Origin of the sequence: Escherichia sp. E4742, from assembly GCF_005843885.1 — a bacterium.
Lineage (GTDB): Bacteria > Pseudomonadota > Gammaproteobacteria > Enterobacterales > Enterobacteriaceae > Escherichia.
Window position 1 is genome coordinate 4,322,434 of sequence record NZ_CP040443.1, and the last position, 14,641, is coordinate 4,337,074.

Annotated in this window: 14 protein-coding genes; 4 read left to right on the forward strand and 10 right to left on the reverse strand. The window is 50.9% G+C overall.

Annotated elements, in window-relative coordinates:
• Positions 1–7 precede the first annotated feature (7 nt).
• A complete protein-coding gene (ldcA, locus tag FEM44_RS20960) occupies positions 8–922 on the reverse strand; it encodes a muramoyltetrapeptide carboxypeptidase (RefSeq protein ID WP_135522744.1) in 915 nt (304 codons plus the stop codon).
• A gap of 99 nt (positions 923–1,021) precedes the next feature.
• On the opposite strand from ldcA, the gene emtA reads away from it, so the two are divergent.
• Complete coding sequence (gene emtA, locus FEM44_RS20965; RefSeq protein WP_130205637.1) at positions 1,022–1,633, forward strand: membrane-bound lytic murein transglycosylase EmtA; 612 nt, start codon at positions 1,022–1,024, stop codon at positions 1,631–1,633.
• 1 nt (position 1,634) lies between these two features.
• Here emtA and ycgR read toward each other — a convergent pair whose 3' ends face one another.
• Entirely contained in the window at positions 1,635–2,369 is a 735-nt protein-coding gene (ycgR, locus tag FEM44_RS20970) for a flagellar brake protein YcgR (RefSeq protein WP_135522743.1), read from the reverse strand.
• A 198-nt stretch (positions 2,370–2,567) separates the two neighbouring features.
• Between ycgR and FEM44_RS20975 the strand changes: the two genes are divergently transcribed.
• Complete coding sequence (locus FEM44_RS20975; RefSeq protein WP_000511315.1) at positions 2,568–2,822, forward strand: GlsB/YeaQ/YmgE family stress response membrane protein; 255 nt, start codon at positions 2,568–2,570, stop codon at positions 2,820–2,822.
• A gap of 111 nt (positions 2,823–2,933) precedes the next feature.
• Here the strand turns inward: FEM44_RS20975 and FEM44_RS20980 are convergent, their stop codons facing one another.
• From FEM44_RS20980 to dhaK, 4 genes are all read right to left on the reverse strand, one after another.
• Positions 2,934–4,628 carry an alpha,alpha-trehalase gene (locus tag FEM44_RS20980; RefSeq protein WP_135522742.1) on the reverse strand — a complete coding sequence of 565 codons (1,695 nt, stop codon included), beginning with the start codon at positions 4,626–4,628 and terminating at the stop codon, positions 2,934–2,936.
• A gap of 121 nt (positions 4,629–4,749) precedes the next feature.
• Positions 4,750–6,168 (reverse strand): dihydroxyacetone kinase phosphoryl donor subunit DhaM, encoded by a 1,419-nt coding sequence (gene dhaM / locus FEM44_RS20985; protein WP_135522741.1) that lies wholly within the window; start codon positions 6,166–6,168, stop codon positions 4,750–4,752.
• 10 nt (positions 6,169–6,178) lie between these two features.
• Positions 6,179–6,811 (reverse strand): dihydroxyacetone kinase subunit DhaL, encoded by a 633-nt coding sequence (dhaL, locus tag FEM44_RS20990; RefSeq protein ID WP_135522740.1) that lies wholly within the window; start codon positions 6,809–6,811, stop codon positions 6,179–6,181.
• A gap of 10 nt (positions 6,812–6,821) precedes the next feature.
• Complete coding sequence (dhaK, locus tag FEM44_RS20995) at positions 6,822–7,892, reverse strand: dihydroxyacetone kinase subunit DhaK (RefSeq protein ID WP_135522739.1); 1,071 nt, start codon at positions 7,890–7,892, stop codon at positions 6,822–6,824.
• 227 nt (positions 7,893–8,119) lie between these two features.
• Between dhaK and dhaR the strand changes: the two genes are divergently transcribed.
• On the forward strand, positions 8,120–10,039 hold the full coding sequence (dhaR, locus tag FEM44_RS21000) for a dihydroxyacetone kinase operon transcriptional regulator DhaR (RefSeq protein ID WP_135522738.1): 1,920 nt from the start codon (positions 8,120–8,122) through the stop codon (positions 10,037–10,039).
• A gap of 37 nt (positions 10,040–10,076) precedes the next feature.
• On the opposite strand, the gene FEM44_RS21005 is transcribed toward dhaR, so the two are convergent.
• The 3 genes from FEM44_RS21005 to pth form a co-directional block, all read right to left on the reverse strand.
• The gene (locus tag FEM44_RS21005; protein WP_171022609.1) at positions 10,077–10,253 is read right to left on the reverse strand and encodes a hypothetical protein; all 177 of its coding nucleotides are present in this window, start codon (positions 10,251–10,253) and stop codon (positions 10,077–10,079) included.
• Positions 10,254–10,442: 189 nt separating this feature from the next.
• A complete protein-coding gene (gene ychF / locus FEM44_RS21010; RefSeq protein WP_064528709.1) occupies positions 10,443–11,534 on the reverse strand; it encodes a redox-regulated ATPase YchF in 1,092 nt (363 codons plus the stop codon).
• 116 nt (positions 11,535–11,650) lie between these two features.
• On the reverse strand, positions 11,651–12,235 hold the full coding sequence (pth, locus tag FEM44_RS21015; protein WP_000152933.1) for an aminoacyl-tRNA hydrolase: 585 nt from the start codon (positions 12,233–12,235) through the stop codon (positions 11,651–11,653).
• 277 nt (positions 12,236–12,512) lie between these two features.
• Between pth and ychH the strand changes: the two genes are divergently transcribed.
• Positions 12,513–12,791, forward strand: a complete 279-nt coding sequence (ychH, locus tag FEM44_RS21020) for a stress-induced protein YchH (protein WP_064528711.1) — start codon at positions 12,513–12,515, stop codon at positions 12,789–12,791.
• A gap of 59 nt (positions 12,792–12,850) precedes the next feature.
• Here the strand turns inward: ychH and dauA are convergent, their stop codons facing one another.
• Complete coding sequence (dauA, locus tag FEM44_RS21025; protein ID WP_135522736.1) at positions 12,851–14,530, reverse strand: C4-dicarboxylic acid transporter DauA; 1,680 nt, start codon at positions 14,528–14,530, stop codon at positions 12,851–12,853.
• Positions 14,531–14,641 lie beyond the last annotated feature (111 nt).

The following is a 14,641-nucleotide window of genomic DNA, read 5'->3' on the forward strand; positions in this document are numbered from 1 at the left end:
GATTTTTTTACACTTTAAGAACAGGATGACCACTAATCGTCAACTGTGTGCTTTCCTGGGTGTGATTAAGCGTGGCATGTGCGCCCAACGGCAGCGTAACTGTGCGTTGTTCATGACCAAAATCGAGGCCAGTTATGAGTGGAATAGACAGGCGGGAACGCAAGAACGCGTACACCGACTCCAGATTGTAACCCGCGTCATAATTATTGGGCGTGCTACCACTGAAGCTACCGAGGATAATCGCCTTCTGACGCGGTAAAATTCCGGCATGATAGAGCTGTAACAGCATACGTTCGACGCGGAAAGGGTGCTCGTTAATATCTTCCAGCACCAGAATACCGTTCTCAATTTGCGGCATCCACGGCGTACCAATCAGCGAAATCAGCATCGCGAGATTGCCTCCCCACAACGTGCCTTCGGTCCGACACGTCGGGCCTTCCCCTTGCCATTCAATGGTGAATGTTTCATTGCGTAATGCCAGCCAGAAATGGTGCTCGGTAAAGGCGTTCAGCTCCTCCGCGCCAAAATTCGCCACCAACATCGGGCCGCTAAAGGTGATCACATTACCCTGGGTCAGCAGTCCACACTGGATGGCTGTGAAATCACTATGCCCGCAGATCAGCAACGGATCATGTTGTTGGCGAGCAACCAGCGCCTGCCAGTCAATATCCGCCAGTAAGCGGCTGGCGCCGTAACCGCCGCGAACCGCCAGTACGATAGTGTTGGGTGATGTCAGCCTTGCAAGAGAATTAATATCCGCCAGACGCTCCGTTTCCGTACCTGCAAACCGCTCACAGCGACGGGCAATGACCTCTACGTTATTGACCTGATGACCCGCATCCATCAGGCGTTGAATACCGCGCTGCGCGGCGTGCTGATTAATGCAGTAACCCGACGGGGCGATTAAGTGAAACTGAGACATGGCAATTCCTTGCTGACAACAGAAACGAATTGTATATCATGCCGCTTAGGTGTGCCGTTGTCACCTCAACGGCGATTCCAGGCTATAAGGATAGATGAAGTGAAATTGAGATGGTTTGCCTTTTTGATTGTGTTATTAGCGGGTTGTTCATCAAAACATGACTATACGAACCCTCCGTGGAACGCGAAAGTTCCGGTACAACGTGCAATGAAGTGGATGCCAATAAGTCAGAAAGCCGGTGCTGCCTGGGGTGTCGATCCACAATTGATCACGGCGATTATCGCTATCGAGTCGGGCGGTAACCCGAATGCGGTGAGTAAGTCGAATGCGATTGGTCTGATGCAGTTAAAAGCCTCCACGTCCGGACGTGATGTTTACCGTCGCATGGGCTGGAGCGGCGAACCAACGACCAGTGAGCTGAAAAATCCAGAGCGTAATATCTCAATGGGGGCAGCTTACCTGAATATTCTGGAAACCGGCCCGCTGGCAGGTATTGAAGATCCGAAAGTACTGCAATATGCGCTGGTAGTGTCATACGCTAACGGGGCAGGCGCACTGCTACGGACTTTCTCCTCAGATCGGAAAAAGGCGATCAGCAAAATCAACGATCTGGACGCTGACGAGTTCCTCGATCACGTCGCGAGAAATCACCCCGCGCCGCAGGCTCCACGCTATATCTACAAACTCGAGCAGGCTCTGGACGCAATGTAACTCAGTCGCGTACTTTGTCCGATTTCTCACGGGCTTCCCGCTCTAGTGAGAAAATAATTCGCTGTAATTGCCGCTCCACCGTCGGGCTGACGTTAAGAAAACGAAAGCTCAGACGGGGAGTGGAGACGGTTTCATTTTTACCATCAATCAATTTACGCTCGCTGATCGTCAGTAACTGGGCATCAAAGTGAAAAATGCCCCATCGTCCCATGTTGACTTCAATCTGTGCGAAGCGCATGCCTTCTTGCAATCCGGCAGGCTTTGCCGTTTCCAGTAATGCGCCCATGCCGCCTAACGACAAATCATACAGGCGAAAACGTAACGTGCTGTTATCCGCCAGTTTGGTCTGGCAAAAATAAGGCGGATGGAGCGGGGCGGAGATGCGGAAATATCGGCGTCGTTGTACAAACCATAAGGTGGGAGGCGGTGCGGTAATAAAGGCCGGAAGCTGCAGGTATTCACTTTGCTGTAATAGTTCAACAGTAAACTCGACTTTCGCACCCTGAGTTTCGGCGGTTATGGTAATGTGCTGCGCCTTAAGCACTGCATTGTTGTCTTCTGCTTGACTGCCGTAATCCAGCACCAGTTTATCCGGGGTTATTGCCAGTATTTTGCTGATCAATTGACCGTCAGTCCAACTGATACGCAAGGGAATTGCAGCTTTATGCAAATCGCGTAAAACGCCCAGTACTGCTAAAGGATTTTGTTTCAGGAACTGCTCATGGTAGTGACTCACGCGGAAAAACTCCTGACCGACAAACTGTCTTTGGTTTATCGGTGGCGATTAACAAAACTTTATACAAATGCGAATTTTTTTTACATGTTGACTGCAAATCAACCACCAGACGCCCGACATCAAACTTACCCTTGCCTATACTTAGAGCGTTGACGTAAGCATTTCTTGCGTCCTGTTCATAGAAACGAGGGCCTGAACATGGGAATTATTGCCTGGATTATTTTTGGCCTGATAGCCGGCATTATCGCCAAGCTAATCATGCCGGGGCGTGATGGTGGTGGATTTTTCCTGACCTGTATTCTCGGGATAGTCGGTGCGGTTGTCGGCGGCTGGCTGGCGACCATGTTTGGCATTGGCGGCTCCATCAGCGGTTTTAATTTGCACAGCTTCCTGGTGGCGGTGGTGGGAGCTATTCTCGTTCTGGGGGTATTTCGCCTCCTGCGAAGAGAATAAGATTTTCATAAGGCGGATAGCGGAACTGACGCCGCTATCCGCTTTAAATCTAAGCCAGAAAAAAGCAACGTCATCCAGATAAGCAGAATGACGTTGTTGGCTAAAAGAACGTTAATGCGAAGGTTCTGCGACTTTGCTGGTTGGCTGTGATGTTGATTTACTGGTCGGACGCGTTGCCGGAACATTGTCACACGGTTGCTCTTTCGGGCAGATCAAATCGAGCATTTTCAGCGTGACGCCATTGGTCCAGCCAAAGCCATCCTGCAACGGGTATTCGCCACCGCCGCCACCTGTTCCGGTGGTACTGACATCATATTTCTCGACCAGCTTCTTCTCCCGGTCATAAGTGTGCTGAACATTGGTCAGGAAGTGCCAGCTAATGTCCATCGCCACCTCGTTCTGCCCGTAGTTTTGCAACCCTTCTGTCGCCACCCATTGCAGGGGAGCCCAGCCATTTGGCGCATCCCATTGCTGTCCACTTTTCACCGATGTGGTGTTAAGTCCGCCTGGTTGCAACAGATGTGTTTTAGTGGCGGTAGCCATTTTGGTAGCGCGATCTTTTGCCGCTGCATTGACATAAAGCGGGAACAGGGCGGCGGCAGTTAACTGATTGCGCACTTTATCGCTCTTCAGGTCGTAGTCGGCATACCAGCCATGTTGATCGTTCCACAGATATTTTTCGATCCCTTTCTGACGGGTATTGGCGAGCGTTTCATATTGGCTGGCCATCGCGTTATCCCCGGCTGCTTTACTGGCGCGGGAGAGGATTTTCTCCATTTTATACATCAGACTATTGAGATCGACCGGTACGATGCTGGTGGTGCGTAATGTATTTAACTGCTGCGGGTTGTCCATCCAGCGTGAGCTGAAATCCCAGCCAGACGCGGCGGCAGAACGCAGATCGCGGTAAATTTCAGTGGCAGGGCGGTTCGGATTGCTTTTGGCGGTGGCAATATCTTCTACCCACGACTCCGGACGTGGCGTATCGTGGTCATCCCAGTAGCGGTTAAGAATAGTGCCATCCTTGAGTTTTACAACGCGCTTTTCCTGTTGTCCGGCCTGCAGGTTTTCAATACCGTCCATCCAGTACGCGTACTCTTTTTGCAGTTGCGGCAAATATTGTTTCAACGCGTCGTCACCTTCGTGCTGCGCGAGTAACTCCACCATCAAGGCAAAAAAGGGCGGCTGCGATCGGCTCAAATAATAGCTGCGGTTACCGTTTGGAATATGCCCATAAGTATCTATTTCATGACCAAAGTTGGCCACCATGTCCGCCACTTTATCCCAGTGACCGCTTTCGGCAAGCCCCAGCATGGTGAAGTAACTGTCCCAGTAATACACTTCGCGAAAACGTCCTCCTGGCACGACATAGGGTTCCGGTAACGGCAACAGAGAATCCCATTGTTCGGTACTTTCGGTAGAACGGGTTAACACTGGCCAAAGTCCGTCTATATGTTCGCGCAGTGACTGCCCCTTTGGAGGCACATATTTCTCTCCCTCTTTCGGCAGGGTGAAATTGACGTTAACGAAATGGCGCAGATCGAACCCGCTCTGATTCTGCTGCATCCGGTAGTCTGCGAGGATCATTAATGGATCGCTGTTAGGAATGGCATCGGCAAAAGTTTTTTGATCAGGAAAAAGTTTGGCGTTTTGCACATCGTTAAACAGAGGGCCTAACAAAATATCAGGCGATTGTGGCGTCACCGGTGTTTCTTCTGCCTGTGCAGATAGCGCGGCGGCACACAATAATACGGCAGCAGGTATTAACGCCACTTTCTGCGAGCGACGAGGGACAAGTGGTTTCATCAATCATTCTCCTTTGGCGATACCGAACAAAACGGTATTCAAGTATCAGAAAACCTTAGTTCAGGATCGCCGTAAGAGCATGATTGAAATCTTTTTCTGCGAACTGACAGACAAATCAGATTTAACTCTGATGCCTGAAGCGTTGTGCTTTTACGTCCAGCGTTAGCGTCTCTTCAGGTTGAATCGCATACAGCTTCTCTCCCTGCTGGCAAATCCAGCCAATGCCCAGTTCACGGGCAATTTGAGCGCTGTGGGATACCGGACTTCCGGCACTAAGGCAGATGCCCTTCACGACTGTCGGATCCAGTTGAAGTACCGTGGAGGGATAAATGTTCTCCGCCAGTAAAATGGTCGGCGCGCTAAATTGAGGGAGTTCTTCTTTTGTCTGTGTCAGGTGGAGCAGGGTGCGATGCAGAAGATCGTCCACATCAATATAGCGAGCCTGCAAATATTCATCATCAATCTGCTGGTATTGCTGGCTAAGTTCTTTAAGAACCTGCTGCCAGGCATACTCCGCCGTGCAATGTTCATGCTGAAGGAGTTCGCTTGCCGCTACCAGCAGTTCAGGATCGTCTAATAGTGTATGGTGACCGGAAAAAATTGCTGCGATATCGTCGAGCCCGCTTGCTTCTGCCTTTGCCGTTAACGTCATCAGATCTAACAACGTGAAGTCAATTGCCTGGCGTAACCGTTCCTGTTCTTCTTCCACGCTCAGTGATGATTTCGCCTGTACTGTGCATAAAACCGGTTGATAATAAAAGGCTTTGCCTGTGACAGGCGGAACTGGACGCAGAGTTGGCGGTGCTATCTCTTCCATTTCACCAAAGTTATCTTCAGCCAACTGGCGAAAAGCGACCAACGCCTCTTCAGCCTCTGGCCCTTTTGCAATCAGGCGCAGCGTATCGTTACAGCGGACTTGTAACAGCGCAATCTGGTTAATACTCTCCGGTGTTACGCACTTACCGTTTTTCTCCAACAACATGTCTGCATTAAATGTCGATAAGGTATAGACCAGCCGGGAGGCTGGACGGACGTGAAGTCCGTTACGGTTTTTAATCACCACTGCCAGAGAACGGGCTTCTTCATCGTGCGAGGGGCATATGTCGGAGATTTCAGTAGCGGATGATGGTAAACCCAGTTGTTCTCGTTTGGCTTCCAGCGCATGCATGGCGTCATGGATGACTTTGTCGATATCCGCCCCCGAGGCTGCGCTGACGGCGGCTGCTAACGTTCCTTCTACCAACGGTGCTGCGCACAAACGTACTCTCGCGGCGATCTCTGGCGCAAGCAATTCCAGTGCGGTTTCTGCACTCAATAACGCACTCCCCATATCCATCATGACCAACACATGGTCGGCATCGGCAACGGATTCGATGGCTTCCATCACTTTGACGGCATCTGTACCGATGGGATTCTGTGGATCGTCAATTCCTGCGGCAATGGCGATTTTACAACTATCGCCCATTAACATCTGGCGAGCTAATTCACCGACACCTTCTCCCAGTCGGGCGCTATGTGAAACTATGACCAGGTTTACCATCACCAATTCCTTACTCTTTTGCGGCTAATGCCAACATTTGCATCATAAACATCACGGAGGTTGCACCAGGATCCTGGTGACCAATACTGCGTTCACCGAGATAACTGGCGCGGCCTTTGCGGGCTTGCATCGTAATCGTGCTTTGTGCGGCGGATTCCGCGACGCTACTGGCGGCTTCGAGCGCCGCCGGAACAGAAAGGTTTTGCTCACTGGACTGGCGTAACGACTCAACCACCGGCCCCCAGACATCGCACATGGTTTTATCGCCCGGTTCTGCTTTCCCCCGACTGATTACGCCGTCTGCGCCATCACGGAACATCTGATAAAGCTCTATCAACGTCAGGCTTTGACGAGCATGAGTTGCCTGTGCCGCGCGGATAAAGAACGTACCGAACAGTGGGCCGCTGGCACCGCCGACGCTGGAAAGCAACGTCATGCCGGTATTCTTGAGAATAAAACCGATGTCTTTATCCGCGATGGCAGGGAGTTTTTCCACCACTTTGCTAAAGCCACGATTCATATTCAGCCCGTGGTCAGCGTCGCCAATTTCACGATCCAGCCCGGTAAGATAATCGCTCTCTTTGCTGAAAATTTCTCCACAGCGAGTGAGCCAGGTAACAATTTGAGTTCTGCTCAGTGACATGGTTATCTCCTTATTTACCCCAGTTAAGCGCCGGGGTGTGGACCGGGGCGTCCCATAACGCCAGCGTTTCGTCATCAACTTTCAGTAAGGTGATGGAAAAACCGGTCATGTCCAGTGAGGTGCAATATGCGCCGATTAAATTGCGCTCGATAGTCAAGCCAGCTTGCTGGCAACGCGTGGTCAGGCGGTTATAGACGCCATACAGTTCAGAAAGCGGTGTCGCGCCAAGATTGTTGACCAGCGCAATCACTCGATCGCCAGACTGAAGCGGTTGTTTAGTTTGCGTCTCTTCCTGCCAGCTACCTTGTCGATAATCCCAGAAGCGCAGCGTGCGGTGGTATGTGCCATTTTCCAGCAGCGTGTCGAACATTTCATCGACAGTTTGATCAAGAGAGGAGAAGGGGCGGCGGTCAATACCCGGCTCACCATGAATGCCGACACCAAATTCCATTTCATTATCTGCCAGCGTAAAAGAAGGTTTGCCTGCAGCAGGAACGGTACAGGCACCGAGGGCGATACCAATAGAGTGGCCCTGATTGTTCAACTTACGCCCCAGTTGTGCACAAGCCTCCAGCGAGTCGCCGCGTTCTGCCGCTGCGCCAACAATTTTTTCAATTAATACTGTATTGGCAACGCCGCGCCGCCCGGCGGTATAAAGACTGTCTTTTACTGCAACGTCGTCATCAATGACCACGGTGGTCACTTTTACGCCGCTATCGTGCAGTAATTCGGTCGCTGTTTCGAAGTTAAGAATATCGCCGGTATAATTTTTGATAATCAGCAGTACACCTTCGCCACCATCGATTTGCATGGCACATTCAAAAATTTTATCGGGCGTCGGTGAGGTGAAAATTTCGCCCGGACACGCCCCAGAGAGCATACCCTGGCCAATATAACCACAGTGCATTGGTTCGTGTCCGCTGCCGCCGCCCGACAATAACGCCACTTTTCCTGCAATTGGCGCATCGGCTCGGGTGATATACACCGGGTCCTGATGCAGTGCCAGCGAAGGATACGCTTTCGCCAGTCCCGCCAGTTGTTCGTTCAGTACGTCTTGCACATCATTGATCAATTTTTTCATTATTTTGCTCCAGCAATTAGGGTAGGGCATGGATGATGTTCAACGACACGGCGACCACTGACTGCCGGTAAATCCATTGTGCATCAGGCAGGGGAAAAGAAAATTAACCCAAATTATGTTTCACAATGAAACATATGCTTTAATAAATGTTCCATAACGGAACCATGCCGAATCTGGATAAGTAAATTTGCGATGCGGAACACCTTTTTGTCATAAGGGCAGCAAATATGAATGACGGTTTTAACAACCAGCAACAGAGCGTATCTCCCTTGATAGCAGCATCCTGGGAGCGATGCCGCAAGCTGATGAAACGGGAGTCATGGAGCGTCCCGCATCAGGCTCGGGGCGTGACATTTGCTTCTATCTATCGGCGTAAGGAAGCGATGCTGGCACTCGGGCAAGCGGCACTGGAAGATGCCTGGGAATATATGGAATCGCGGGCGTGTGGACTGTTCATCCTTGATGAAACCGCCTGCATCCTTAGTCGTTATGGTGATCCGCAAACGCTGCACCAGCTTAGTGTCCTGGGATTCAATGACGGCACGTATTGCGCAGAGGGAATTATTGGTACTTGTGCGCTATCGTTAGCGGCTATCTCCGGTCAGGCAGTGAAAACGATGGCCGATCAACATTTCAAGCAGGCGCTATGGGATTGGGCATTTTGTGCAACGCCACTGTTTGACAGCAAGGGCCGATTAACAGGAACGATAGCGCTGGCGTGTCCGGTTGAGCAAACCACCGCAGCCGATTTGCCGTTGACGCTGGCAATTGCGCGCGAGGTAGGAAATTTACTGCTGACAGACAGTTTACTGGCTGAAACAAATCGGCATTTAAATCAGCTTAACGCCTTGCTAGAAAGCATGGACGATGGCGTGATTAGCTGGGACGAGCAGGGTAATTTGCAATTTATCAATGCCCAGGCGGCGCGTGTTTTGTGTCTGGACGCGACGGCAAGTCAGGGAAGGGCGATCACTGAGCTATTAACGCTACCAACCGTATTGCAACAGGCAATAAAGCAAGCTCATCCCCTCAAACATGTGGAAGCGACTTTTGAAAGTCAGCACCAGTTTATTGATGCGGTCATTACCCTTAAACCGATAATTGAAACGCAAGGGACCAGCTTTATTCTGTTGCTCCATCCGGTAGAACAGATGCGGCAGTTGATGACCAGTCAATTAGGAAAAGTCAGCCATACCTTCGCTCATATGCCACAGGACGATCCGCAAACCCGACGGTTGATCCATTTTGGCCGCCAGGCGGCGCGCAGCAGTTTCCCGGTGCTACTCTGTGGAGAAGAAGGCGTTGGCAAAGCACTGTTAAGCCAGGCCATTCACAATGAAAGCGAGCGTGCGGCGGGTCCCTATATCGCGGTTAATTGCGAGTTATATGGCGATGCGGCGCTGGCGGAAGAATTTATTGGTGGCGATCGCACGGAGAATGAAAATGGTCGTCTGAGTCGGCTGGAACTGGCACATGGCGGCACGTTGTTCCTTGAAAAGATTGAATATCTGGCGGCAGAGTTACAGTCTGCGTTGCTCCAGGTCATCAAACAAGGCGTCATCACAAGACTGGATGCGCGGCGTTTAATACCCATTGATGTCAAAGTGATTGCCACTACAACAGCGAATCTGGCGATGCTGGTGGAGCAAAATCGCTTTAGTCGTCAGCTTTATTACGCGCTTCATGCATTTGAAATTACCATTCCGCCTTTGCGGATGCGGCGCGACAGTATTCCGGCGCTGGTGAATAACAAATTGCGCAGTCTTGAAAAACGCTTCTCTACGCGTCTGAAAATTGATGACGATGCGCTTACTCGCCTGGTTTCTTGCGCATGGCCCGGCAATGATTTTGAACTTTACAGCGTCATCGAGAATCTTGCGCTGAGTAGCGACAACGGACGCATTCGTGTCAGTGATTTGCCGGAACACCTGTTTACTGAACAGGCGACAGATGATGCCAGCGCTACACGCCTTTCTACCAGTCTGTCATTCGCGGAGGTTGAAAAAGAGGCGATTATTAACGCGGCCCAGGTTACTGGCGGACGTATTCAGGAAATGTCGGTTTTACTCGGGATTGGCCGCACTACGCTGTGGCGAAAAATGAAGCAATATGGCATTGATGTGAGTCAGTTTAAGCGCCGTGGATAGCGGGAGAGTATGCACTCTCCCGCGTATGACTTGCTAATTAATAGCGACCATGACTGCCATGATTTGGCCCACCATTTGAAGGTGGCATTGGCTTACCGGAAACCGCAGGACCACGCGGGCCATCGTTGTGGCGGTGATGATGGTGAGGAACACAAGCACTTAACAGGCTCGCGAAGACAATTGCTAACAGGCTGAAGGTAAATGTTTTTTTCATGACAAACTCTTGAACGGTTAATGCACTGTGATTGTTATCACATAAAGGCCGCATTGTTAATATTGCCAGGAGTCTGATTATGAGTTTCGGTAACTCAGAATTGAAAGAAGCCGCGTAGCAGGCGTAAAAAAGCCATTATGTGCGACTCACATAATGGCTCGTTATTAACCGCCAGGATATTACGCGGAATTAGACGTTGAACAGGAAGTTCATCACATCGCCATCTTTAACGATGTAGTCTTTACCTTCTGCACGCATTTTGCCCGCTTCTTTCGCACCTTGTTCACCTTTGTAAGTGATGAAATCTTCAAACGAGATGGTTTGTGCGCGGATAAAGCCTTTTTCAAAATCGGTGTGGATTTTGCCAGCAGCCTGTGGCGCAGTTGCACCAACTGGAATGGTCCATGCGCGCACTTCTTTCACCCCAGCGGTGAAGTAAGTTTGCAGATTCAGCAGTTTATAACCAGCACGGATCACACGGTTCAGGCCCGGTTCTTCCAGCCCCAGTTCCTGCATAAACTCGTCACGTTCTTCGTCGTCCAGTTCGGCAATGTCTGCTTCAACAGCAGCACAAACCGGAACCACGATAGAACCTTCTTTCGCCGCAATTTCACGCACCTGGTCAAGATACGGGTTGTTTTCAAAACCGTCTTCGTTGACGTTGGCGATGTACATCGTTGGTTTCAGCGTCAGGAAGCTCAGGTAACGAATCGCCGCTTTCTCTTCTGCACTTAAATCCAGCGCGCGCAGCATGCCTGCGTTTTCCAGCTGTGGCAGGCATTTTTCCAGTACCGCCAGCTCGGCTTTCGCGTCTTTATCGCCACCTTTGGCTTTCTTCTGTACGCGGTGAATCGCACGTTCGCAGGTGTCGAGATCCGCCAGCGCCAGTTCGGTGTTGATAACTTCAATATCGTCCGCCGGGTTAACTTTGCCGGAAACGTGAATGATATTGTCATTCTCAAAGCAGCGAACAACGTGGCCGATCGCTTCGGTTTCACGAATGTTGGTCAGGAACTGGTTACCCAGACCTTCACCTTTCGACGCGCCTTTTACCAGACCTGCGATATCGACAAACTCCATGGTCGTGGGAAGCGTACGCTGCGGTTTTACGATTTCAGCCAGTTGATCCAGGCGAGGGTCAGGCATTGGTACGACGCCTGTGTTCGGCTCGATGGTACAGAATGGAAAGTTGGCCGCTTCAATACCGGCTTTGGTCAGCGCGTTGAACAGGGTAGATTTCCCGACGTTGGGCAAACCGACGATACCGCATTTGAATCCCATGATTTAAATCACCTTAATATCTTAATAATCAACCTGTTATCACAAACAGATTGCAGAAATGGAAATAACTTTGCCTATTATACACGGCACTCGGCAAAAATGCCGCAGACAACGACTTATTGCGCTTTAAAGGCGTGCAATCGGTTCGTTGCTTTGGTCAAACCATCTGTAAACCACATTTCAGTACAACGCGCCGCTTCGTCGATGGCTTCATCAATTAACTTCTGTTCACTAACAGGTGGTTTGCCTAACACAAACCCGACAACTTTGTTTTTATCGCCCGGATGGCCGATTCCGATGCGTAAACGGTGAAAGTTAGGGTTATTACCCAATTTACTGATGATGTCTTTCAGTCCATTGTGACCTCCGTGGCCACCGCCTAATTTAAATTTGGCGACGCCCGGAGGCAGATCCAGTTCGTCGTGTGCGACCAGAATTTCGTCCGGATTAATGCGGAAAAAACTGGCCATTGCTGCGACGGCTTTGCCGCTGAGATTCATAAATGTAGTCGGAACTAACAGGCGGACATCTTCGCCTCCGAGGGTAACTCGCGAGGTATAACCAAAGAATTTAGCCTCTTCGCGCAGGGGAGCGCGTAAACGCTCCGCCAGTAAGTCAACGAACCAGGCGCCAGCATTATGTCGCGTTGCGGCGTATTCAGCGCCGGGGTTCGCCAGGCCGACAATCAATTTAATCGTCACGTTTTTTTGTCCTGAGTGAGTACATAACTGGCGCGTAGTTTACTGGTTGCGGCCCCGCTTGACAAAAAACAGCGTGTTAAACGCAGATAACATAATAATTGCTAGTGTCGACTATTAGAAAGTCAAGGTGTTCAGACGGTTATTTGTAAAGTTTTGTTGAAATAAGGGTTGTAATTGTGATCACGCCCGCACATAAGCCACAGGGTGTTGTCTATACTTTACACATAAGGAAGAGGGGTATTCCCTATTACAACCCAGAAAGTTCCGGAGGTGACACATGAAACGCAAAAACGCTTCGTTACTCGGTAACGTGCTTATGGGGTTGGGTCTGGTGGTGATGGTGGTCGGCGTGGGGTATTCAATCCTCAACCAATTACCACAGTTTGATATGCCCCAGTATTTCGCACACGGTGCAGTGCTGAGTATTTTCGTCGGTGCTATTCTCTGGCTGGCGGGAGCCCGTGTTGGCGGGCATGAACAGGTGTGCGACCGTTACTGGTGGGTTCGCCACTATGACAAACGTTGCCGCCGTAGCGATAATCGCCGTCATAGCTAACAACTAAAGTAGTTTGCTGACCAGTCAGTTTGCGCTGACTGGTCAATTTAATGCCTTTCTTACAGATCAGCCATCGCTGCGCTGCGATTTGGGAAGAACGCCAGACGTCCCGGAATCGGTTGAATACCGGATCGGGCCATTGTACGCAGAGGCTGGAATTCCACGTTACACACGCGCAGTTCACACCCTTCAGGCAGGCGCTTCACAAAACGCTGGAATGCATCAAGACCACCGGCATCAAGCACTGGAACGGCATCCCACTTCAGAATAACAATCCGTTTTCCTTCCAGACGTGATTCCAGGTCGGTGAACAAACCTTCAGCCGCCGCGAAAAACAGCGGGCCAATAACACGCAAGACCAGCACATCATCAGGAACGTCTACTGCCACCGGCGCCAGACGAGTCATACGGGCGATACGGCGCATAAACAGCAACGATGCCAGAACAATCCCCACGCTGATGGCAATAACCATATCAAACAGCACGGTCAGTGACATACACAGCAGCATGACGATGATGTCATCTTTCGGCGCATGACGCAGCAAGTCGACCACTTTGTGCGCTTCACTCATGTTCCACGCCACCATCAACAGCAGGGACGCCATGGCGGAAAGCGGCAGCCAGGAGAGCAGTGGTGCCAGTACCAGCAGGGCGAGAATAACCAGAATAGAGTGGATCACCGCCGAGATAGGGGAAGTTGCCCCGGCACGGACGTTAGCGGCAGAACGCGCGATGGCAGCAGTAGCGGTAATACCACCAAAGAATGGGGCGATGATATTCCCCAGCCCCTGACCGACCAGTTCACTATTCGCCTTGTGCTTAGTCCCGGTCATACCATCCAGTACCACGGCGCAGAGCAGAGATTCGATCGCCCCGAGCATTGCCATTGAGAATGCCGCAGGCAGCAGGGTGCGAATAGAATCCCAGGTTAGTGTGAATTCTGAATTAGGCAGGTCCCACGGCAGCACCAGTTGCGGCAGCAGTTGAGGAATACCGTTACCCTGAGAACCATCGGCCAGAACGTAGTGGAATTGCGATCCGATGGTAGCAACATGTCCGCCAAGCAGGTTAACAATCCCCATCACCGCGCAACCAGCCAGCAAGGCCGGAAGGTGGCCGGGTAAACGAATACCCAGACGTGGCCAGAAAATCAGAATGCCCAGCGTCACGATACCAATCGCAGCATCACCCACATTAATGGTCGGCAGCGCCATAAATAATGCGCCGACTTTTTGTAGATAATGTTCCGGAACATGAGCCATTTGCAGACCGAGAAAATCTTTAATCTGCATGGTACCGATAGTGATCCCGATACCCGAGGTGAAGCCTAAGGTAACGGAAACCGGAATATACTCAATCAGGCGACCGAAGCGCGCCAGTCCCATCAGGATCAAAAAGATCCCCGACAACAACGTCGCAACCAGCAGGCCTGCCAGTCCAAACTGTTGCGAAACGGGATAGAGAATTACTACAAATGCAGCAGTCGGACCGGAAACGCTAAAGCGTGATCCCCCCGTCAGAGCAATGACAATCCCCGCAACGGCAGCGGTATATAAACCGTATTGAGGAGCCACACCACTGCCAATTGCCAACGCCATCGCCAGCGGAATAGCAATAATCCCAACGGTTATCCCGGCAATAAGGTCACGGGTAAACCGTGCGGCAGTGTATTTTTCTTTCCAGCAAGCGTCGATCAGAGCGCGGAAAGGCATCACATGTGAGGAAAATATTTTGTTCACAATAATGTTTCATCCGTGAGCGCATCATCTGTCAACTAAATGGCAGGTGAAGGAGGCATAGGTCATACAAATGGATATTACAGACAAAAAAACCCGCCGCAGCGGGTCTTT